This window comes from Micromonospora sp. A200, assembly GCF_029893845.1.
GTDB classification, from domain to species: domain Bacteria; phylum Actinomycetota; class Actinomycetes; order Mycobacteriales; family Micromonosporaceae; genus Micromonospora; species Micromonospora purpureochromogenes.
The window spans coordinates 42,170-63,100 of sequence record NZ_JARXXY010000031.1; the positions used below are offsets into that span (position 1 = coordinate 42,170).

At 68.2% G+C, this 20,931-nt stretch carries 17 protein-coding genes and 2 pseudogenes; 8 read left to right on the forward strand and 11 right to left on the reverse strand.

All coding sequences use genetic code 11. From position 1 onward, the window contains the following. Positions 1 to 141: 141 nt before the first annotated feature. From M2302_RS25395 to M2302_RS25425, 7 genes and pseudogenes are all read right to left on the reverse strand, one after another. Positions 142 to 900 (reverse strand): maleylpyruvate isomerase N-terminal domain-containing protein, encoded by a 759-nt coding sequence (locus M2302_RS25395; protein ID WP_348529450.1) that lies wholly within the window; start codon positions 898 to 900, stop codon positions 142 to 144. A gap of 137 nt (positions 901 to 1,037) precedes the next feature. Further along, positions 1,038 to 3,056: a hypothetical protein gene (locus M2302_RS25400; RefSeq protein WP_280840357.1), complete on the reverse strand. Its 2,019-nt coding sequence runs from the start codon at positions 3,054 to 3,056 to the stop codon at positions 1,038 to 1,040. A 475-nt stretch (positions 3,057 to 3,531) separates the two neighbouring features. Beyond that, positions 3,532 to 4,494: a hypothetical protein gene (locus M2302_RS25405; RefSeq protein WP_280840358.1), complete on the reverse strand. Its 963-nt coding sequence runs from the start codon at positions 4,492 to 4,494 to the stop codon at positions 3,532 to 3,534. A gap of 402 nt (positions 4,495 to 4,896) precedes the next feature. Continuing rightward, positions 4,897 to 5,184 (reverse strand): annotated as a pseudogene (locus M2302_RS25410) (IS3 family transposase); the annotation flags it as partial. Between the two features lie 4 nt (positions 5,185 to 5,188). Continuing rightward, the gene (locus M2302_RS25415) at positions 5,189 to 6,388 is read right to left on the reverse strand and encodes an IS30 family transposase (RefSeq protein WP_280840359.1); all 1,200 of its coding nucleotides are present in this window, start codon (positions 6,386 to 6,388) and stop codon (positions 5,189 to 5,191) included. A gap of 74 nt (positions 6,389 to 6,462) precedes the next feature. Then, a protein-coding gene (locus M2302_RS25420; RefSeq protein ID WP_348529449.1) for an IS3 family transposase occupies positions 6,463 to 7,532 on the reverse strand; the annotation gives its coding sequence in 2 pieces (ribosomal slippage) (positions 6,463 to 7,259 and positions 7,259 to 7,532; 1,071 coding nt in all). A 180-nt stretch (positions 7,533 to 7,712) separates the two neighbouring features. Further along, positions 7,713 to 8,456: pseudogene (locus tag M2302_RS25425) on the reverse strand (DEAD/DEAH box helicase); the annotation flags it as partial. Between the two features lie 127 nt (positions 8,457 to 8,583). On the opposite strand from M2302_RS25425, the gene M2302_RS25430 reads away from it, so the two are divergent. Beyond that, positions 8,584 to 8,943 (forward strand): hypothetical protein, encoded by a 360-nt coding sequence (locus tag M2302_RS25430; RefSeq protein WP_280840360.1) that lies wholly within the window; start codon positions 8,584 to 8,586, stop codon positions 8,941 to 8,943. A 199-nt stretch (positions 8,944 to 9,142) separates the two neighbouring features. On the opposite strand, the gene M2302_RS25435 is transcribed toward M2302_RS25430, so the two are convergent. Further along, positions 9,143 to 9,271: a hypothetical protein gene (locus M2302_RS25435; RefSeq protein ID WP_280840361.1), complete on the reverse strand. Its 129-nt coding sequence runs from the start codon at positions 9,269 to 9,271 to the stop codon at positions 9,143 to 9,145. A gap of 152 nt (positions 9,272 to 9,423) precedes the next feature. On the opposite strand from M2302_RS25435, the gene M2302_RS25440 reads away from it, so the two are divergent. The 3 genes from M2302_RS25440 to M2302_RS25450 all read left to right on the forward strand — a co-directional run bounded on the left by M2302_RS25440 (position 9,424) and on the right by M2302_RS25450 (position 13,047). Continuing rightward, the gene (locus M2302_RS25440) at positions 9,424 to 12,330 is read left to right on the forward strand and encodes a hypothetical protein (protein ID WP_280840362.1); all 2,907 of its coding nucleotides are present in this window, start codon (positions 9,424 to 9,426) and stop codon (positions 12,328 to 12,330) included. 127 nt (positions 12,331 to 12,457) lie between these two features. Then, positions 12,458 to 12,703: a toxin HicA gene (locus M2302_RS25445; RefSeq protein ID WP_280840363.1), complete on the forward strand. Its 246-nt coding sequence runs from the start codon at positions 12,458 to 12,460 to the stop codon at positions 12,701 to 12,703. Next, a complete protein-coding gene (locus M2302_RS25450; protein WP_280840364.1) occupies positions 12,703 to 13,047 on the forward strand; it encodes a type II toxin-antitoxin system HicB family antitoxin in 345 nt (114 codons plus the stop codon). Before M2302_RS25445 ends, M2302_RS25450 begins: the two co-directional genes overlap by 1 nt. 10 nt (positions 13,048 to 13,057) lie before the next feature. Here M2302_RS25450 and M2302_RS25455 read toward each other — a convergent pair whose 3' ends face one another. Further along, positions 13,058 to 14,737 (reverse strand): DNA repair helicase XPB, encoded by a 1,680-nt coding sequence (locus tag M2302_RS25455; protein WP_280840365.1) that lies wholly within the window; start codon positions 14,735 to 14,737, stop codon positions 13,058 to 13,060. 179 nt (positions 14,738 to 14,916) lie between these two features. On the opposite strand from M2302_RS25455, the gene M2302_RS25460 reads away from it, so the two are divergent. Both M2302_RS25460 and M2302_RS25465 read left to right on the forward strand, forming a co-directional pair. Beyond that, positions 14,917 to 15,804 carry a L,D-transpeptidase family protein gene (locus M2302_RS25460; RefSeq protein WP_280840366.1) on the forward strand — a complete coding sequence of 296 codons (888 nt, stop codon included), beginning with the start codon at positions 14,917 to 14,919 and terminating at the stop codon, positions 15,802 to 15,804. A gap of 137 nt (positions 15,805 to 15,941) precedes the next feature. Further along, entirely contained in the window at positions 15,942 to 16,178 is a 237-nt protein-coding gene (locus M2302_RS25465; protein ID WP_280840367.1) for a hypothetical protein, read from the forward strand. A gap of 42 nt (positions 16,179 to 16,220) precedes the next feature. Here the strand turns inward: M2302_RS25465 and M2302_RS25470 are convergent, their stop codons facing one another. After that, the gene (locus M2302_RS25470) at positions 16,221 to 18,689 is read right to left on the reverse strand and encodes a helicase-associated domain-containing protein (protein ID WP_280840368.1); all 2,469 of its coding nucleotides are present in this window, start codon (positions 18,687 to 18,689) and stop codon (positions 16,221 to 16,223) included. Positions 18,690 to 18,773: 84 nt separating this feature from the next. Here M2302_RS25470 and M2302_RS25475 point away from each other — a divergent pair, with 84 nt between their 5' ends. Further along, positions 18,774 to 19,457 carry an HAD hydrolase-like protein gene (locus tag M2302_RS25475; protein WP_280840369.1) on the forward strand — a complete coding sequence of 228 codons (684 nt, stop codon included), beginning with the start codon at positions 18,774 to 18,776 and terminating at the stop codon, positions 19,455 to 19,457. After that, positions 19,429 to 19,815 (forward strand): cold shock domain-containing protein, encoded by a 387-nt coding sequence (locus M2302_RS25480; RefSeq protein WP_210776414.1) that lies wholly within the window; start codon positions 19,429 to 19,431, stop codon positions 19,813 to 19,815. The genes M2302_RS25475 and M2302_RS25480 overlap by 29 nt, the downstream gene beginning before the upstream one ends. Here the strand turns inward: M2302_RS25480 and M2302_RS25485 are convergent. Further along, entirely contained in the window at positions 19,776 to 20,648 is an 873-nt protein-coding gene (locus M2302_RS25485; RefSeq protein WP_280840370.1) for a 1,4-dihydroxy-6-naphthoate synthase, read from the reverse strand. The two genes, M2302_RS25480 and M2302_RS25485, sit on opposite strands and share 40 nt — an antisense overlap. Positions 20,649 to 20,931: the final 283 nt, after the last annotated feature.

The following is a 20,931-nucleotide window of genomic DNA, read 5'->3' on the forward strand; positions in this document are numbered from 1 at the left end:
CTACCAGCCTCCCCGGACGGGGCCAAGGTCGTTCGTCCGGTAGGGCGCTCCACCTTGTTCCCGTCCGGGGAGGCTGGACGGTCTACGACTGCCCGACGAGGAGATCCGCCGACCTTGCGGCTAATGACTTCATCCAAGGTGTTACACGGACGGGTCCCAGGCGATGAGCTGGTCGAAGATGTGGCGGTCGCCTTTTAGCTTCAGGGAATCCAGCGGTATGCGGTTGTAGAACATCAGGACCAGGTCACTGGCCGTGCCCTGGGCGGAGGCGTCGGGGGTGTCCGGGTCCTCGCTGGCGGCGGGCCTGGGGAGGCGGGCGGCCCGTGCGCCGTCGTGGGAAAGCCAAAGGCGCCAGGAGGCGCCCTCGGTGGCGTGGTAATCGACGACGGCGGGTTTGTGCGGCCAGGCGACCGTTGTTGAGCAGAGGGTGAACTGGCAGTCGTCGAAACCGTCGAGGGCGACCTCGTCCGGTAGCGGCTGCGGTGCACCCACGGTGAGCTGGGCGTCGTAGGTGTGGACCGCGATCTCGTGAATTTGGCGCCGCGCCCAGGCGCCAGAGGTTTGCGGTGACTGCGAGTCATCCCACCACGTCCAACAATCGCGATCCGGGCCGGCCTCGCGCAGCGCGCTCGCTAGCTGTTCGATGGACTCGGTCCACCAGGCCAGTAGAGCGTCGCGTTCCCGAGGCGCACCCGGGCCGCCCTCCCATGCAGACTTCTCTGGGGGACCGTCTGCAGGCCCTGCGGCGACGACGGCGGCTGCTTTGCGGCGGCCCATGCCCACGTGTTGCACGAGATCGAATAGCGTCCGCTCGGGATGGGTCGGAACCTGCATGTCGAAGGTGGGCGCCGCGGCTACTGCGGCGCGGAAGGCGGTCGACCGTTCGTCAATGAGCCGCAGCTAATCAGTGAACGCCAAAGTCTTTTGCACTCCGGCTTTCTACCAGTGTGCTCCGACAACCGGACAGCGATTTTCGCAGCCGACGCGGCGGGCGCCGCAGCACTGGCACGCACCCTCGGATGACGCTCGCATTGGCCTCACGGCAGTGGCCGTACGACCCGTCTCCCCGGCGCAAACGGAATGAGGTGATGCGGTAGCCCCACCAAGCTTTCTTCCAGTGAGCCAGGGTCAGCGCTAGTAGCGAAGATGATTTGTGCCCCTTGCTCGCCGTCCTGTGCGGCCCGTCTCAGAAGAGCGGAAAAGCTGAGCTGATTAGTTTCCTGCTGTCGCGGCTCATCGAGGATGAGCAGCCCAGGGTGATTGGTGCGATACTTTGCCCCTGTCTCTAGGAAAGCCAGTAGGTATGCCCAGATAACTCGGATCATGTCGCTTGCCGACAGATCGAACCCAAGGTCGAAGCCCTCATGCACAGGGCGATACGTCTCGGGGGAGATTTCTATGGACTCGGGAGTGAGCGATTCGAAGCCGTAGAGCCGCAGTTGGTCCACGAGTGATCTCCGCAAGAAGTCGAGCTTCGCGACATCGTCGCCACTCAGATTCTGCTCGCTGAGCGCGGCCAGCTCACTCCTGTTCGCAACCCATCGCCTGCTTAGCTCGGCGAATCGCTCAAGCATTCCTACGAGGCCCACCGATACGCGCTCTAAAGCCTCGATTTGATCCTCAAGTCGAATCTTTTGCGCAACAGCAGCAATAGACGGCGTGGTCGACGGCGAAGCAAGGCTGTCCTTCAAGGAGCGTATCTGAGCTCGTACGCCCGCACCCCGCTCCTGCATTCGTCCAAGCTTAGCCTGCGTTGCGCTGACCAGTCGTTCGGCATCTGCTCGCATGCCGCGGAAGGCATCTAGTTGTTGCTCGATGAACTGAACGCTTTCGTCGATGGACATCGGGACGGCGGTGATGTCGTAACCGTCTCGTAGCACCTGGTCGCAGGTCGGGCACCGTGATTCGTCATGCAGAAGGGGCGTGTGAGTGGCGCCGAGTCTCTGAAGCAGTCGTGTATCCCGATGCTTCTGTAGGTCTTCTTCGAGCGCCGATACCCGCAATTCCAGGGCGTTATGACGTGCCCGAGCTTCCTCTAGGGCGGCAGCAGTGTGGAGGATGGATTGGTTGTTCTCTACTAGCTCGGCCTGCAACGAATCCAGCTCGGCCGCGAGCTGTCCTGAGTGTTCTCCGACGGTCGGAACGCCTTCGATCCGGATACCAGCGGCAACCGAACGAAGCCGTGAAATTTCTTCGGCCAGCGAGACCCAATCTGTTCCCCTTGAGACAAGTGGCTCGATGGGCGGAAGGTTGTCCAGAGCGACTGGTCGGTCCGGAACATCTGGCACGACTACGGCGGCCGACTGAGCGAGTGCCCGAGTGGTTGCTGCTATCTGGCGCCAATCACTCTGTATGATGGTCCCTGCGGACTCTAGCCTTTGCCGCCGCAGAATTAACGCATACGCATCCAGCGCGAGTATGAACTCCGCTGATCTGCGGCTCACATCCCTAATCCCGAGGTATGTAGGTATTCGAGCCTGTACGCCCGACCAGCCATGCTTTTGCTCTACGAAGAAGTAGGGGAAGAGGCATTCTAGATAGAGTGGCCCTTCTGAGCCGTCTTGCCGAGACACTTGAGGCAGTGTCCAGCCAAGGAATGCGGCTAGCTGAAAGTGGAACCCCGCCTCACGCTGGGCTGCACCCTTACGCCGCACAAAGAAGTCCCGGCGACCCGTTGCTTGTCCCGTCGTGAGTGCTGCGCCCCTCCATGTGGTAATAAGAGTGTTATCGGCCCCGCCTGCTACCGGGCGCGTAATTGTGAGGATCTCGCCTTTGTGGTTTTCGACCTCCAGCGAAACCCATGACTTTCGGACTCTCAGGCTCGCGCCATCGACATCGATCGTATCGGTCATCACGTGAGGCAAGGGAACTTCCCGACGTGCGCTCAGCATCCCCTCCAGCCCCAGCGCATAGATGATGGACTGCATGCACGTCGATTTGCCGCTTGAGTTATCTGCCCGCAGCACGTTTAAGCCACGCTCGAATCGGACGTCAGCACCACAATCTGGTCCGTTGGTCTCAGCTCTGAGTTGGAGCGCTCGAATAATCAGGGTCATCGCCACTCCGTCAGTTCTCGTATGGACCGTTGCGTGATGCTTCGAGGTAACTCCCTAAGGAACTCTTTCTCGTCAACCATCAGATCCGGGTTGTCATATATGGCTTGTGCTAGCTCGACTCCTTCGGGGCGTAGAGCAATTCGGTGCTGAGGTCGCTTCTCCACGAGGCTGCTGCCTATGGCCAGGGAAATCGTCCTCGATAAGGTGGGGTCGTAACGGACGATCACTTCATCGGGTTGCTTGTGCCCCTGAAACCAGCGTTCTAGCAGTGCGCGGCCCTCCACAGAACGCACTGCCCACGTCAGAAGGTGTACTTGTTCGAGGTTTGCTGTCTTGTTGCGACAGCGGTCCAGCACTAGGCACAAGGCGGCTAGCCGCCACCCAATCCGTAAATCTCCCGGTATCTGGCTGGGACGTACATTGAAGCGCGCTCGCAGGTCTTCGCGTGCGAATGCCTCCTCTAGCTGATCAATGTTCACAGCGCCCTCCCAGCGACAGGCCGCGGGTCGAGGGGGCAGCGCATTAGCCAGTCCGCAATCGTTCCCCAGGCGATGCGGCGGGCCATCTTCGTATCTATGATTGGGACATCATACTCAATTTCTTTCTGCAGATCCTTCGCGATCGTTAGGATCGATAGCGAGTCACTTTCGTTGGCAGGGTACTCCAGCGCTAACAGGCGCTCCTTATCGTTAATGCATCGCAGGGTATCCTGCCAATGTTCCGGATACTTGAGATGCATTCCGTCTAGGCCGTTCTGACCGTCAATGTACTGTATAATCAGGGACTCGACGTATCTGCGGCGCTCCGTTGGGTCGGGGACTTTTAGTGCCAGCTTTTCGGAAACAATTCCGATTAGCTCGCCATTGTCCTGCATCCACGCCTCGATTGAGGCTCGCTCGGCAAGCGGCGAATCGACCAGGGGACGCATTCTTCCGGCTACCGCAGCTTTAGCCGCAGCAAACGCATCGTCGGTGCAAACAACTATCTGAAACGTATCCGTCAGTACGGAAAGTCCCAGGGCGCGATATTCGTTGGTCTTCGTAGAGGCGTGTTGGACGATGCGGAAACTCTCAAACTTCGGCACCATAAACATGTATCTGTCGATGAGAACCGGGCCGAGTAGTTGCGCTAACTGGGCCTCTTTGCGGCGGATCTTCCCAAGGTCTACGGTCAATTTGTCGCGCTGCTTCTCGTACAGGTCATTCGTGGAGTAGCAGTCTTGCGCTGCATAGCACTGGAAGGCCGTGCCGCTGTAAGTGAAGGCTTCTATTCCAAGGTCGCCGCCGTCTGTGGCTGGAATCTCCTGGACTTGGTCAGCGCCGTAGTGTTGGCGCATCAGCGCCAGGCACCACTCTTCCCAGTCGTCCCCTGACCATGTAATCAAGGAAGCCTCCCCACCAGGCAACCTAGGCGCCAGCGAGGCGCTACGTATGGTCATCGCACCATACGATTGGGTGAACCTAAGCGCCATTGATCGACGAGGAAGGTCAGCTACCTGACAAAGGTCTTGACATCTCCCGCATGTAGTTGGCGCTGCTGCGGGTGGAAGAGGCTGAGGTTTCTTTATCGGTGCTCTTCCTGTTGTGCGAGACCTGGACCCGTTCGCGAGAGTGGGGCGGGGTGTTGACAACGGGCGAAACGCGGGCGTTTCCGCAGGTGAGGGTGAGTGTCGGAGTGTCAACCCTGAGCATTGGCACACCCCTCGACACGCTCAGGGCGGCGGGACTGTCACGGCCTGGCAGCGGCGGCTGTCAACGCGCCCGGTTGACACCCTCCCAGCCGTCATGAGCTGCGAGAACGGGACTGCCCCGGGTTTGGTTGACTCGCGGGGTTGAGTGGTTCAGGCCGCGTGTGCGGGCCTGTTGATTGTCTCAAACTCGATCGGGGTGAGCTTGCCGAGGCGTCGTTGCCGTCGGCGGCGGTGGTAAGTCCGTTCGATCCAGGTCACCATTGCCAAGCGCAGGTCCTGGCGGGTCTGCCAGCGTTGCCGGTCTAGGACGTTGCGTTGCAGCAGGGCGAAGAACGATTCCATCGCGGCGTTGTCGCCGCAGGCGCCGACGCGGCCCATCGAGCCCGCCAATCCGTTGCGCCGCAATGCCTTGATGAACTTTTTCGACCGGAACTGGGCGAGTTCAATCGGTCGTTGCAACACCGGGCTGTTGTAGTGAGCGTAGCTGCTCGGCGAAGACCTCGGCCGGGGTCTTCCAGCCAAGGCTCTTGCGGGGCCGGTTGTTGACCGCGAGGGCGACGGCTTCGAGGTCCTCGTCGGACCACCTCGACAGGTCGGTGCCCTTCGGAAAGTACTGACGCAGCAGCCCGTTCGTGTTCTCGTTCGTCGGCCGCTGCCAGGGCGAGTGCGGATCGGCGAAGAACACCTTCGTGCCGGTATCGAGGGCGAACTGCGCGTGACCGGAGAGTTCTTTCCCGCGGTCCCAGGTGAGGGTCTTGCGCAGTTGCTGGGGCAACTTCGTCATCGATGTCGTAAGCGCGGTGTTCATCGCGACGGCGCCGTAGCCGCCGAGCGAGGGACCGTTCTTCACGGGTGGTTTCTCGCCCCAGCCCTCCAACCGAGGCAGATGCACGAGGAGCATGGAGCGGCTGGAGCGCTCAACGAGCGTGCCGATCGCGGAGCGGCCCGTCCCGATGATCAGATCCCCTTCCCAGTGCCCGGGGACCGCGCGGTCCGCGGCTTCGGCGGGGCGCTCGGAGAGGACGACATCGGCAGTGACATGCCCTTGCGTCTTGTTCTGGGACCGCGCTCTAGGAACCCGCAGCGCCCGGCCGGTGCGCAGACACGCGACCAGCTCACGCTTGAGCGCTCCACGCCCCTGAATGAACAGCGACTGGTAGATCGCCTCGTGGCTGATGCGCATGGATTCATCATCGGGGAAGTCGACACGGAGCCGGTGCGAGATCTGCTCCGGGCTCCACGCCGTCGCCCAGCGGCGGTCCTGCCGATGCGGCTTGTTCAGCCCCTTCCACGTGGGCGTCTCAGGCCCGGTGACGATCGTGCCGTCGGGTCGGCGGACGCTGCTTGCGAGCCGGTCCTGTATGTACTCACGTAACCTGCCATTGCTCACGAGCTTCGCGGTCTTCGGGCGCTTCGCGGCCTGCTGCGCCTTCCACTGCGCCACCAGAGCCCGGTAGACCGGCTTACCGCCCCTGGTCGCCGAGTTACGGCGCAGCTCGCGTGAGATTGTTCCCGGGTCGCGTCCGATCCTGCGGGCGATCTCGCGCACGCCGATCCCCTGAGCGCGCAGCAGCGCGATCTCCTCGCGCTCGACGAATGACAGGTAACGGCCCGTGGGCTCGTCCAGACTGATCGGCGGCATGCCGCCAGCGTGACGGAACCACCGGGAGCCGACCGGCCACGACACACCCACAGCCTCCGCGGCCTCTACCGTCGTTACTCCCGACGCGATCCGCCGCCAGAAGTCCCGCTGCACCGCACGAGACGGCTCCGGCCGTCCCGGTGAACGCATCGGCGGTCGCAATGCCCGATCCGACGCCCACTGGCGTCGCGCACCAGCCGGCACCTCACGTATCTGCTTCTTGCCACGCCCCATCGCAAACCTCCGTGATCAAGGTGTTGCGACGACCAGTTGAATCCGCCCTGGCTGCCCCTGTCGGAGTGGACCACGGTGCCGGCCGGATCGCGTAGTCGGACCGCGTTATACAGCGCCGCCACGGCCAAGGAGGCCTTCATGCGGGTGTCGATGGAGTAGCCGACGATCCGATTGGAGTACACGTCCTTGATCGCGCAGAGGTAGAGCTTACCCTCGGCGGTGGGGTGTTCGGTGATGTCGGTCAGCCACAGCCGGTCCGGGGCGTCGGCGGTGAAGCGGCGTCGCACCAGGTCGTCGTGCACCGGCGGCCCGGCCCGCCTGGTCAGGCCCCTGCGCTTGGCGAACACCGACCAGATGCGCTGCTGTGAGCAGAGCCTGGCCACCCTGTTCGGGCTGGCGGTGATGCCGTGGGCGGGCAGTTCGTCGGCGATGAACCGGTACCCGAACGCCGGATCGTCGGCGTGGATGTCCAGTGCGGCGTTGATCAGGTGGGCGTCGTCGAAGTCCCGCTGCGAGACCGGTTCGGCGCGCCACGCGTAGTAGGCCTGCTTGCTGAACCCCAACACCCGGCAGGTCACCGCGACGGGGATCCCGTCCGCGGCCAGGTCACCGACCAGCGGGTACGTCATTTTGGGGAGATCTCCTTGGCGAAGTAGGCGGCGGCCCGGCGCAGGATCTCGTTCTCCTGCTCCAGGACCTTGTTGCGCCTGCGCAACTCCCGCAGCTCCGCGGACTCGGAACTGGTGGTCCCAGAGCGAACGCCGTCCTCGACGTCGGCGAGCTTGAGCCAGCGGTGCAGGCACGCCTCGGAGATCCCGAAGTCCTTCGCGATCTGCGCGATGGGGGCCTCGCCCTTGCGGGCGACCGCGACGACGTCACGGCGGAACTCCAGGGGGAACGCTTTCGGCATGACAGACATCCTTCCAGCGAGGAACACATCCTCACAGGTCAGGAGTCAACCGAACCGAGGGCAGTCCCAACGTTGCAGCCGGGGCGCTGTCAGCGTGTCAGGTCACGCCGTATCGGCTCTGTGGTGGTGTCAGGGTGTGCCCTTGACCCGCCACATCGCCGACTTGGGCGTCGACCAAGATCAGTCGATCGTGGGCAGCTTCGGGCCGAGGACGTCGTCCGCGTCCACGATCGTGTACGCGTACCCCTGCTCGGCCAGGAACCGCTGCCGGTGCGCCGCGTACTCGGTGTCGATCGTGTCCCGGGACACCACGGTGTAGAAGTGCGCCTGCCGCCCGTCGGCCTTCGGCCGTAGCACCCGTCCCAGCCGCTGCGCCTCTTCCTGCCGTGACCCGAACGTCCCCGACACCTGGATCGCCACCGCCGCCTCCGGCAGGTCGATGGAGAAGTTCCCCACCTTCGAGATCACCAGCGTGCGCAGCTCGCCGGAGCGGAACGCGTCGAAGAGCCGTTCCCGCTCCTTGTTGGTGGTCGAGCCTTGAATGATGGGCGCGTCGAGGTACTCGCCGAGCTGGTGCAGCTGGTCGATGTACGCACCGATCACCAGGGTCTGCTCGTCCGGGTGCCGGTCGACCAGCGCCTTCACCACCGGCAGCTTCGTCCGGGCGGTCGCCGCCATCCGGTAGCGCTCCTCGGCTTCCGCCGTCGCGTAGGACATCCGCTCGGCGTCGGTCAGGGTCACCCGTACCTCGGTGCACTGGGCCGGGGCGATCCAGCCCTGCGACTCGATGTCCTTCCACGGTGCGTCGTACCGCTTGGGGCCGATCAGGCTGAACACGTCGCCCTCCCGGCCGTCCTCGCGTACCAGCGTCGCCGTGAGGCCCAGCCGACGACGGGCCCGGAGGCCCGCGGTGAACGGAAAGATTGTCTCGGTCGTGGAGACCACCCTCGATCAGTGGGGGCACTACGGTGGAACACTGGACCAGGAGGTGGATGGTCGGCTGCTTCGCAAGTGACAGTTAATCAGGAGGCAGGCTCTGGGGACTCTGACCATGCTCCGGTGGCACATCAGCAGGAGACACGTAGCGGCTGGCCTCGCGCTGGTTGCGTCCCTCGCCTCGGTGCTGTCGGCGCTCGCGATTCCCGTACGCAGCACCATCACGTCCACCGGCCCGCAGGGCGTCGAACTCGTGCAGCACGACTGGTCTCCGACCATGTCGATCATCGTCATTCTGCAGGTCATCGCTGCCGTGTTGGCCCTCGCCGCGGCATTGTGCGTCTTCCAGGACCGGGCGGTGTGGGCAAAGCGTCTTCTGCTCGCCGCCGCAGTCGTGGGTCTCCTTCCGATACCCGTGACCAGCTCTCTGGCCCTGGTCTCGTACTACCTGGTTCGGACATCGCCAAGGGTGTGACACCACACGGCTCGTAGGACAGAGCCGGCCGGCACCCCCGGAGAGCGGTATGAAGAAGGGCGCTTCCCCACCTCGGCGAAGCGCCCTTTTCATGCCCGCATCGGCGGGACCGAGGTCGACGCGGCGGGGCGTTGCCGCCGCACTGGCGTACCGCCGCCGGTCTGCTCGTGCAACCCACCCGGGGATCGGGCGATCGGGGTCAGTCGACCGTGGGCAGCTTTGGGCCTAGGACGTCGTCGGCATCCACGATCGTGTACGCGTACCCCTGCTCCGCGAGGAACCGCTGCCGGTGCGCCGCGTACTCGGTGTCGATCGTGTCCCGATCCACTCGCGACGAACGTTTCGTCGCCGCCCGCAAACCGGCCGATTGACGGTCGTACGCAATCCGAATCGGTCACGCGGAACCTAGCCGTACCTCGCTATGCTCGCGCACCTCGATGGCGATGCGCGCCATCGCCAACGGGGGGAGATGCATTGTTCGTGCGCGCACGAAGACTGCTGGCCGCATCACTCGGGATCGTGCTTGGTGCGGGCCTGTTCAGCGTCACCGCCTCACCGGCGCAGGCTTACGAGCACTGGGACGTGAGCAAGTCCAACTGGGCCTACACGGACTCTCACCTGCCGAACAAGTCGTTCGTCAACCCCTCCGGAGACGCGCCGATCGGCGCTTGGGCAGACGCGGGCGGCAACAAGCACAAGTCGCGGTCCTACTTCACCTTCGACATCTCGCGCTTCCGCGGGGCCGTCATCCACAAGGCGGATCTGGTCATCGCGGAGCGATCGGCGGCTGACTGCGCGTCGGCCCAGCCGGTCGAGCTCTGGCGCACCGACCCGATCAAGGCGACCACGAGCTGGGAGTCAACGCCTCGCCACCGTGAGCTGCTCGGCACCGTCCAGGCCGGCGGCGAGGCCACCTGCCCCGGCTATCTGGTGTGGGACATCATGCCCGCGTTGCAGAAGCTGGCGAACCAGGACGAGCGAACCCTCACCGTCGAGATCCGCGTGCCGCACGGCGACGAAGGCAAGCTCTCTCACGGCCGCAAGCTCAAGCCGTTCCCGGCGCTCCGCAGTGTGGCCAACCACGCACCGACGGTGGCGCAGATTGGGCTCGAGTTTCCGTCGTGGTCCTGCGCTTCCAAGGAGAACCCGCAGCCGGTGGGCGCGCGCTACTACAGCCTGATGGTCCGTGGCGACGACGCCGACCCCCACGATCACAACTTCAACGGGCAGTTCGCGGCCTGGCCGGTCGGCCAGGAGGACCAGCGTTCCGAGCGGTTCGGATCCGACTACGGAGGCACTCTCGCCAAGGTCGGCTGGGACATGTCGCAGTACTCGCACGGGACCGTGGTGGCCTGGACCGCCCGTGCCTACGACGGTCACGACTACTCCGAGTGGGCCGAGCCGTGCTACGTGAAGGTGGACGCGCAGCGGCCGGCCGCACCCGTGGTGACCTCTGCCAAGTACCCGGACGACGGCGAGCCGCACGGGGGTGCGGGAGTTCCGGGCACTATCACGTTCAAGGCGAACGGGTCGCCGGACGTCGTCGGCTACTACTGGGGACGCTTTGGCGACACGTACAACTACGTCCCTGCGCCGGCGCCGGGCGCGGACGCCACGCTTGAATACACCCCGACCTCGTTCTTCGAGTCGCTGAGCGTCCGTAGTGTGGACAGCGCCTCGAACTCCTCCGAGGTGACCGAGTACCAATTCTTCGTGCGGTCCACGGCACCGGGAGTGCGGGTGACGGTGGGTGGTGTCGGCCTGCCGAGCCAACTGGCGATCTCCAACAGTGTTGAGGGGGTCACCGAGTTCGGTTACAAGGTCGGTGACGCCGCCGAGGTCCGGGTCCCGGCGGACGCCGATGGCACGACCGACGTGTCGGTGGTGTTCGCGCAGACCGGTCTGACCAAGGTCCAGGTGCGCAGCTACGTCGGCACCGAGCTCGTCGGCGCATACACCGAGGATGTCTGGGTCCGCGACACCCCGTTTGTCGAGTCGGCCGACTTCGCCTTCCCGGACCACGACGGCGTGGTCGATCGTCCGGGCAGCTTCACCTTCCGGCCCGGCCGCACCGGGGTGGTCGCGTACGAGTACGCGTTCCTCTACGACGGAATGCAACGCATCGACGCGGCAGCGGACGGCACTGCGGTGCTGCGCTGGACGCCGACGGAGCCGAACTGGTACACGCTGAACGTACGGAGCATCAGTGCCGACGGCACCGTCTCAGAGGTCCAGCAGTACGAGTTCAGCGTCATCGACATCAAGCCGACCGTCTACTCCAGCACCTATTACGAGTACGGCGCGTGGGGCGGCGTGGGCATCCCCGGCGAGTTCAACTTCGACACCGCGATGCCGGACGTGGACGCCTTCCTCTACCGGCTCAACGACGGGCCTGAGCAGATCGTCGACCCGGAGTACAACTGGGGTCGGGTGACGCTGACGCCCGAGCGCGCCGGCAGCAACACGCTCACGGTGCGTACGCGTTTCCTGGACGGGTCCTTCTCGCCATCGCGCACCTACACCTTCGAGGTCAGCGACGCGCCGGTGGTGACGTCCAGCGATTACCCCGAGAACGACGACGCCGGCCAGCCCGGCCAGCCGGGTCGGTTCACCTTCAACCCCGGGCGCTCCGACGTGGCGGAGTACCGCTACGTGCTGGAGTACAGCGGGGAAGAGCAGGTGGTGGCCGCTGGAGCGGACGGCAAGGCGACGATCGAGATCACGCCGACGCATCCCGGGTACACCCTGTTGACGGTCACCAGCCGAGCGGCGGATGGCACGGCCAGCGCGGAGCGGCGGTACTACTTCCGGGTACGGGACCCCCGCGTGAACGTGTACAGCGCGTACGACGAGTACACCCCCCGTGGCGGGATCGGCGCGATCGGCAGGTTCAGTGTCTACACCGAGATCAGCGAGGTGACGACCTTCGAGTACCAGGTCAACGGCGGCGCGTGGCAGAGCCTGCCGAAGACTCCCGACTCGTCGATGACCGACATCTCGGTGACCATGGATCGCAACGGCGCGAACGTCTTCTCGGTACGGGGCCGAACCGCGGCGGGCGAGTACACGCCGCAGACGGACTACCCATTCCTGGTCGGCACGGCGCCGCTGGTCTCGTCGAGCACCTACCCGGCCAACCAGTGGTCCGGTGGGGTGGGCGTGCCCGGTGAGTTCACCTTCACCCAGGGCAGTCCGGGCGTCGTGGAGTTCGAGTACATGGTCGATGGCGGGCAGCCGGTGATGGTGGCGGCGAATGCCGCCGGGGTTGCCACCACGACCTACACGCCGACCTCGGCGAGCTCGCACACCATGAGGGTGCGCGGACGTACGGCCGACGGGGTATGGACCGACCCGACGAACTACTACTTCCTGGTTGACTTCTCCTGACCAGGCGATGACACGGTGGGCCGTCCCGAGTGGGGCGGCCCACCGCACTCAGTCCCCGGTCAGAGTGGCGGTCAGGCACTGGGGCGAAATGTTGTGACGATGGTACCGCGCGCAGTACCATGAACGTGTGCCGTCCATAGACAAGCTCGTTGAAGCGATGCGGAAGAACCAGCAGAACATCGCCTACAACGATCTCTACGGGGTGTGCGAGCACTATTTCGGGAAGCCGCGGCAGGCCGGCACCTCCCATGCCGTGTTCAAGATGCCTTGGGCGGGCGACCCACGCGTCAACATCCAGAACGACAAGGGCAAGGCCAAGGCGTACCAGGTACGGCAAGTGCTCAAGGCGATCGACAAGAAGGAGGCCATGTGATGCAGACCGATCCCCATCCTGAGGTGTCCCACTACACCTACCGCGTTACGTGGTCGGTCCAGGACCGCGAGTTCGTCGCCACCTGCGCCGAGTTCCCGTCCCTGTCCTGGCTGGCCCCTTCGCAGATCGAGGCTCTGCAGGGGCTCCAGGACCTACTGCGTGAAGTGATCGCGGACATGGAGGAGCAGGGCGAGCAGGTGCCGCAGCCGTTCGCTGAGCGCAGCTACTCCGGCAAGTTCAACCTCCGCGTCGGAGAGACTCTGCACCGCGAGCTTGCCATCCACGCCGCCGAGGATGGCATGAGCCTCAACCAGTACGTCCTACGGAAGCTCAGCGCCGCCTGATCAACGCGGGTCAGTCGACGCTCGGGAGCTTGGGACCCAGCACGTCGTCGGCGTCCACGATCGTGTACGCGTACCCCTGCTCGGCCAGGAACCGCTGCCGGTGCGCCGCGTACTCCGTGTCGATCGTGTCCCGGGACACCACGGTGTAGAAGTGCGCCTGCCGCCCGTCGGCCTTCGGCCGTAGCACCCGTCCCAGCCGCTGCGCCTCCTCCTGCCGTGACCCGAACGTCCCCGACACCTGGATCGCCACCGCCGCCTCCGGCAGGTCGATGGAGAAGTTCCCCACCTTCGAAATCACCAGCGTCCGCAGCTCGCCGGAGCGGAACGCGTCGAAGAGCCGTTCCCGCTCCTTGTTGGTGGTCGAGCCTTGAATGATGGGCGCGTCGAGGTACTCGCCGAGCTGGTGCAGCTGGTCGATGTACGCACCGATCACCAGGGTCTGCTCGTCCGGGTGCCGGTCGACCAGCGCCTTCACCACCGGCAGCTTCGTCCGGGCGGTCGCCGCCATCCGGTAGCGCTCCTCGGCTTCCGCCGTCGCGTAGGACATCCGCTCGGCGTCGGTCAGGGTCACCCGTACCTCGGTGCACTGGGCCGGGGCGATCCAGCCCTGCGACTCGATGTCCTTCCACGGTGCGTCGTACCGCTTGGGGCCGATCAGGCTGAACACGTCGCCCTCCCGGCCGTCCTCGCGTACCAGCGTCGCCGTCAGGCCCAGCCGGCGGCGGGCCTGGAGGTCCGCGGTGAACCGGAAGATCGGCGCGGGCAGCAGGTGGACCTCGTCGTAGACGACCAGGCCCCAGTCGCGGGCGCCGAACAGGTCCAGGTGGGTGAACGCGCCGCCGCGCCGCGAGGTGAGCACCTGGTACGTCGCGATGGTGACCGGGCGGATCTCCTTGCGCTCGCCCGAGTACTCGCCGATCTCCTCCTCGGTCAGCGAGGTGCGGGCGATCAGCTCCCGCTTCCACTGCCGGCCGGCGACGGTGTTGGTGACCAGGATCAGCGTGGTCGCCTTCGCCTCGGCCATCGCCGCCGCCCCGACCAGCGTCTTGCCCGCGCCGCAGGGGAGCACGACCACACCCGACCCGCCGGCCCAGAACGCCTCGACCGCCTCCCGCTGGTACGACCGCAGCGTCCACGGCTTGCGGCCGTCCTTGCCGGCCTCGGCCAGCTCGATTGGGTGCGCCTCACCGTCGACGTACCCGGCCAGGTCCTCCGCCGGCCAGCCGAGCTTGAGCAGCGCCTGCTTGAGCCGGCCGCGCTCGGAGGGGTGCACCTGGATGGTGTCGTCGTCGATCTTGTTGCCGAGCATGCCGGCGAGCTTCTTGCTCTTGGCGACCTCGATCAGCACCAGCCGGTCCAGCGCCCGCAGCACCAGGCCGTGCGCCGGGTCGTTGGCGAGCTGGAGCCGGCCGTACCGGTCCATGGTTTCGGCCACGTCCACCAACAGCGCGTGCGGCACCGGGTAGCGGGAGTACTTGATCAGCGCGTCCACCACGGCCTCGGCGTCGTGGCCGGCGGCCCGCGCGTTCCACAGGCCCAGCGGGGTGAGCCGGTAGGTGTGCACGTGCTCCGGGGAGCGCTCCAGCTCGGCGAAGGGGGCGATCGCCATCCGGCAGGCCTGCGCGTCGGGGTGGTCGATCTCCAGCAGCAGGGTCTTGTCGGACTGCACGATCAGTGGTCCACCGCTCACGCCAGTGTCCTCTCCTCGGCCGGGCTTGTCGGCTACCCGTCATCGGCGGGGACACCCCGCCGCAGGCCGACCATCCAGTGTTGCACGAGGTCGGGGACGCCCAGAAAAATGCCCAAACGACGCAACGCTTTCCCACCGCCGAACGTCTTCCAATCGGACGGCGGATTCGGGAGGGCTCAATGAGGCATACAGGTTTAAGCATCCGGATCGTCGCCTTGGCGGTGGTCACGCTGGTCGGCGCCGGCGGGTGCGCGCTCGACCCGCAGGCCGATCCGGGTGGCACTGGAGGAGGGCTCGCCCCGGTCGGCAATGCGGAACAGGTAACGGGGGCGAGCGGCTCGCCGCCCGACCAGCGGGCCCAGCCGACCACGCCGGCCCCGACGCTGGAGGCCGCGGCGACGACGCCCCGCGTCACCACGCCGCCGAAGCCGGAGCGCGGCCGTCGGTTCGCCAACCCGACACCGCAGAACATGACCCGCTGCGAGCAGGGGGAACACCAGCGCGAGGTGGAGGGCTACCTCGCCCGGCTGGGCGGGTTCGGGAAGGTCAGCGTGGACGGCCGGCAGTCCGACGCCGACTGCGCGGCGATCAAGAAGTTCCAGCAGCGGTACGACATTCGCCCGGCCGCCGGCCGGGCCGGCCCGCTCACGTACGACGTGGCGAAGCGGCTGGCCAACACGGACACCAGTCGCTGCAACGCCGGCTCCGGCACCACCTTCTGCGTGGACCTGACCAAGCAGACCACCTGGGTGATGCGCGACGGCAAGGTGGTGGCCAAGCCGACCGTGACCCGCACCGGCATGTCCGGCTACGCCACCCCCGCGGGCACCTACAAGATCAACCTTCGCAACCTGAAGGAGTGGTCGAACCCGTACGACGTCTGGCTGCCCTACTGGCAGCGCTTCAACGGCGGGATCGGCTTCCACGAGACCACCACCTACCTGCACAACTCCTCGCTCGGCTCGCACGGCTGCGTCAACCTGCTGCACACCGACGCGGTCCGCTGGTGGGAGCTCGGCAAGGTCGGCTCCCGCGTGACGCTGGTCGGCCGCCGCCCCGGCACCTGACCCACGACCCTCACCTGAATCGCCGCCTCGACAGTCCGACCGTCGGGGCGGCGATTCAGGGTTTTGTCCCCTGTGCGGCCAAGCGTCCGGGTGCCACCCTGGAGGGCGGGAGCCGGACGGGGCGGGGAGGGCTGGCAATGAGCGTCGACCAGGAAACGGCCACCGACGACGAGTCGTTGCCGGCAGACGAGGTCTCCACGGCGACGCTGATCGGCTACGCCGCCGCCGCGCTCGGCCTCGTCGGCTGGTTCCTCTTCGGCTGGCTGGTGCAGCGGCAGGGCTTCGTCGCCTCGGTCGGCGAGACCGCCGGCGCCGCATTCGCCCTGCTGCTCGCCGTCTCCGTGATCGGCACCGTGCGCCGCAGCCGGCGCTGACGCGCCCGGTCTTCCCGGCGCCCCGCCGTGCCCCGGCGCCGCTCAGTCCTCCCGCACCGCCGCGGTGATCCGGTGCAGCGCGAAGGTGTGCAGCATCTCCGTCCGGTCGTCCTCGGCGCGCAGGTAACCCGCGCCGATCGACACCGGCCGGAGCAGCCGGGACGCGGTCGCCCCGTGCGCGTCGACGTAGCCCACCCAGACCAGCGCCTTGTCCCGCACCGCCTGTTGCAGCACCGCCAGGGCCTCGCTGTGGCTGTGCGCCGGCATCGGGCCGGCGGCCACCCGGGCCGCGCTGCCGCGTACCACCGCCGGGGCCCGCCGGGCCGCCCGTGCCGCCGCGTCGCCCCGGCGGATCTGCTCCACCACGCCGAGCAGCCGGGGCATGGCCAGCTTCGGCGCGGCCAGCGGATCCAGCGCGCGGGTGCTCACCGACGCCCGGGCGGGAGCCCGCCGGGTCTTCGGCCGGGACAGCACCGTCGCGCCACTGGTGTCCTCCGGCACCGGCGCGTACCCGGCGTCGCGCAGCGCGAGCAGCATCCGCCCCACCTGGTACGGGGTGACCAGCACCGTCGGCGCCAGCCGGCGGAACGCCATCGACTCCAGCCGCCGGTCGGCCAGCACCTCGGCGAGCAGCGCCTCGTCGTCGCTGCGCACGTACCCGCCGGCGGAGCCGAGGCGCAGCCCGCCGTGCTTGCGCGCCACGTCGTCGATCAGGTACGTCAACCCCTGCGGGATCGGGGTGCGCGACCGGCGGCGGAACAGGGCGTGCAGGTCGTCGGCGGTGTACCCGGCGTCCAGGGCGCGACGCACGCTCGCCGTCGTGATCCGGTGCACGCTGGCCCCGCCGGCCGACTCGTGCTCGGCCACCACGTCCAGCTCGGCGGCGAGCGCCGGGTCGGGCGGGCCGGGCACCACCACGCTCAGGTCGGCCTGCACCAGGAAATGGTCGACCGGGGCGGGCAGCAGCGCGTCCAACGCCCGCACCGCGCTCGACGGGTCGCCGCTCTCGGCGTCCGAGCGCAGGCCCAGCGGGTCGTCGCCGCCGCGCTCGTCCGCCTCGGTGACGTCGGCCAGCAGCAGCCGCCCGTACGAGGTGAGCGCGCCGAGCCCGGTGACGCCCAGCTGGGCCGCCTCGGCCAGCACCTCGCGGTGCGCGGCCTCCCGGCCCCGGCTGCGCCGAGGGGCCCGCCAGTCCAGCAGCTCCAGCACCTCGTCCGGGGTGGGCGCGGTGGCCGGCTCCAGGTCGGCCAGCACCCCGAGCACCGCCCGCCGGGCGGCCGGCGCGCCGGCCCGTTCCGCCTCGGCGGAGAGCACGCTGATCGGCCGGTCCCGGTCGTCGCGCTGGCCGACCAGCCCGACCTGCCGGGTCATGGTCAGCCAGGCCCGGGCCAGCTGCTCCCAGCGGTGGGCCAGCGACATCGCCCGCCACACCTCGTACCCGCCGGTGGGCAGCACCTGCTGGTCGGCGCCGTACCGGCCGGTGGTGGACCCGGGCAGGTCCAGCTCGCCGACCAGCCCGGCCGCGTACGCCACCTCGAAGACCAGCGCGGTGGCCGGCTCGTCCAGCCCGACGCCGCGGGCCAGCCGGCGCAGGTCGCGGACCCCGACACCGCCCGAGCGCAGCACCGGGGCCGGCTCGGCGGCCAGGCTCTCCAGCAGCGCCTCGGTGTGGCGTACCAGCTCCAAGGTCTGCCCGGCCCCGGCGGAGTCCACGGCCTTCGGCTCGCGCGGCGGCGCGGTGACCGACGGCGGGCTGGTGCGCAGCGCGCCCAGCGGGCCGCTGTCCCGGCGCAGCAGCAGCCCCACCTCGCGGGGCAGCTCCACGGTGCCGGCGGAGACCGGCACGAGCAGCCGGGCGTCGACCAGCCAACGGATGGGCGAGCCGGTCGGCGCGCCGCCGTTGGTGGCGTCCGGCGGCAGGTCGTCCTCCGCGCCGACCGGGGGCGCCTGGAGGGCGCCCGGCGGGACGCTGCCCACCGGCGGCCCGGCGGCGAGCCGGTCCAGGATCGCCCGGGCCGAGGGTGGAGCGGCCAGCAGCGTCCGGCGCAGCTTCGCCGGGTCCGCACAGAGCGCCGACGTCCGCAGGTCCAGCTCCGCCGCCGGTCGCCCCAGCCCCGCCGGGTACGGGGAGACCTCGTCGACGCTGCCCGCGACGCGCAGGGCGTGCTCCGGGCCGTACAGCAGGAAGCGCGCGCGCAGCCGGTCCACCGCGCCCCGGACGGTGGTCGGGGCGGGCGGGTGCGGCCCGGCGGTGGCCATCGCGAGGACGGCGTCGGTGGAGGTGGTGCCCTCCTCGGGGTGCCGGGTGAGTCGGGCGGCGTCGAGGATCTGGAGGGTGAACTGGTCCAGCCCGTCCAGCGCCCGGGCCACGGAGACCCGCGACTCGGCCCGGATGGCGAGGGCGGAGACGTCGGCGGGCACCGGCACCACGAGGTCGGGCCGCAACTGAAGCAGGGCGGCCAGCGACTCGTCCGGCAGGGCGCGCAGGTGGTCGGCGAGTGAGGTGGTCATCGTCGTTCCACGCTAGCCCGCTGCGGGGCCGTCCCGCCCCTCGGACGTCCGGCTCGGTCCGGGTTGGGCGGGTACGTTCTCGGGGTGCTTCCACTGATGGTCGGTTTCGACCTCGACATGACCCTGGTCGACTCCCGCCCCGGCATCGCCGCCTGCTACCGGGCGCTGACCGCGCAGACCGGCGTACCCGTCGACGCCGACCTCGCGGTCTCCCGGCTCGGCCCGCCGTTGCGCACCGAGATCGCGCACTGGTTCCCGCCCGAGCGGGTGGAGGAGGCGGTGACGATCTACCGCGAGCTCTACCCGGCGTACGCGATCACCCCGACCGTGCCGTTGCCGGGCGCGCGAGAGGCGATCGAGGCGGTGCACGCGCGCGGCGGCCGGGTGATGGTGGTGACCTCCAAGATCGGCCGACTGGCCCGGCTGCACCTGGAGCACCTCGGGCTGCGCGTCGACGAGCTGGCCGGGGACCTCTTCGCCGAGGAGAAGGCGACCGCGCTGCGCGCCCACGGCGCGAGCCTCTACGTCGGCGACCACATGGCGGACATGGTGGCGGCGGGTGCGGCCGGGGTGCCCGGCGTCGGGGTGGCCACCGGGCCGTGCAGCACCGACGAGCTGCGGGCCGCCGGGGCGTACCAGGTGCTGGACGATCTCACCGGATTCCCGGCGGCGCTGGACCGGATCATCGGGCTAGCCTTGGAGCAGCAGTCGACGTCTCAAGCGAAGCAGGGGTTCTCAGGTGCCGACGGGTCGAGTGAAGTGGTATGACGCGGCCAAGGGATACGGGTTCGTCACCAGTGACGAGGGTGGCGACGTGTTCCTCCCGAAGGGCGCGCTACCCGCGGGTGTCACCGACCTGAAGGGTGGGCAGCGGGTCGACTTCAGCGTGGTGGACAGCCGCCGGGGCGCCCAGGCGATGGGGGTCAAGCTGCTGGACGTGCCGCCGTCGATGGCGGAGCTGCGCCGGCGTCCGGCCGAAGAGCTGCACGGCCTGGTCGAAGACATGATCAAGGTGCTCGAGGCGAAGGTCCAGCCGGACCTGCGCCGGGGCCGGTTCCCGGACAAGAAGACCGCGCAGAAGGTCGCTCAGCTGGTCCACGCGGTGGCGCGCGAGCTGGAGGTCTGAGGGCTGGAGGGCTTCGGGATCAGCCCGGCGTCGGCGGCCCGGCCCAGCAGCGCCTCCACGGCGGCGAAGCCCGCGTCCCCCAGGTCCGCGGTGAACTCGTTGACGTAGAGGCCGATGTGCCGGTCCACCACGTCGGGCTCCATCTCCTGCGCGTGCGAGAGCACGTAGTCCCGGCTGGCGGCCGGATCGGCCCAGGCCTGCCGGACGGACTCCCGGATCCAGCCGGCCGCCGCCACCGGATCGACGGCGCCCTTGCGGGCCAGGATCGCCCCGAGCGGGATCGGCAGCCCGGTGTCGCCCTCCCACCACTCGCCCAGGTCCACCAGCGCGGTCAGCCCGTGCCGGTGGTAGGTGAACCGCGCCTCGTGGATGACCAGCCCCGCGTCGTACTTTCCGGCGGCCACCGCCGGCATGATCTCGTGGAACGGCACCACCTCGATCCGCGCCGGCGGCCGCTCGGCCGACCAGAGCCGGAAGAGCAGGTACGCGGTCGTCCGGTCACCGGGCACCGCCACCGTGGCCCCGCTCAGGTCGGCCCGGTCCGGCCGGCTCGCACCGTCGCCGGCCTCGCCGCGGGTGAGCACCAGCGGGCCGCAGCCGCGGCCGAGCGCCCCGCCGCAGGGGAGCAGGTGGTAGTCGTCCAGCAGCCAGGGCAGCGCCGCAAAGCTCACCTTGACCAGGTCGAACGCGCCCCGCTCGGCGGCCGTGTTGGTGACGTCCACGTCCGCGTAGGTCACCTCGACCGGCGGCGCGCCGGGCACCCGGCCGTGCACCAGCGCGTGGAAGACGAACGTGTCGTTGGGGCAGGGCGAGATCGCCAGGGAGAGCGCCACGCTCCCACGGTAGCCCCGCCCCCGCACCCCCACTCCACCCCGCCCACCGCACTGTGACCCCGCCCGCCGCCGCCCGTTGCCCGCCGCCCGCGCCGTTCACGGCCCGCGCCGCTCGCTGCCCGCGCCGTCCGTCGTCCGCGTCGCCCGTCCTCCGCCACCGCGCCGCCCGCCACCGCGCCGCCCGCCACCGCGCCGCCCGCCACCGCGCCGCCCGCCACCGCGCCGCTCGCGCCGCCCGCGCCGCTCGCGCCGCTCGCGCCGCCCGCGCCGCTCGCGCCGCCCG

What these genes read in the sequence shown, in the direction of transcription:
- M2302_RS25400 (WP_280840357.1), bottom strand. Translation starts at nt 3,056, where the DNA reads ATGACCCTGATTATTCGAGCGCTCCAACTCAGAGCTGAGACCAACGGA.
- M2302_RS25405 (WP_280840358.1), bottom strand. Translation starts at nt 4,494, where the DNA reads ATGACCATACGTAGCGCCTCGCTGGCGCCTAGGTTGCCTGGTGGGGAG.
- M2302_RS25415 (WP_280840359.1), bottom strand. Translation starts at nt 6,388, where the DNA reads ATGCCGCCGATCAGTCTGGACGAGCCCACGGGCCGTTACCTGTCATTC.
- M2302_RS25430 (WP_280840360.1), top strand. Translation starts at nt 8,584, where the DNA reads ATGCTCCGGTGGCACATCAGCAGGAGACACGTAGCGGCTGGCCTCGCG.
- M2302_RS25450 (WP_280840364.1), top strand. Translation starts at nt 12,703, where the DNA reads ATGCAGACCGATCCCCATCCTGAGGTGTCCCACTACACCTACCGCGTT.
- M2302_RS25460 (WP_280840366.1), top strand. Translation starts at nt 14,917, where the DNA reads ATGAGGCATACAGGTTTAAGCATCCGGATCGTCGCCTTGGCGGTGGTC.
- M2302_RS25465 (WP_280840367.1), top strand. Translation starts at nt 15,942, where the DNA reads ATGAGCGTCGACCAGGAAACGGCCACCGACGACGAGTCGTTGCCGGCA.
- M2302_RS25470 (WP_280840368.1), bottom strand. Translation starts at nt 18,689, where the DNA reads ATGACCACCTCACTCGCCGACCACCTGCGCGCCCTGCCGGACGAGTCG.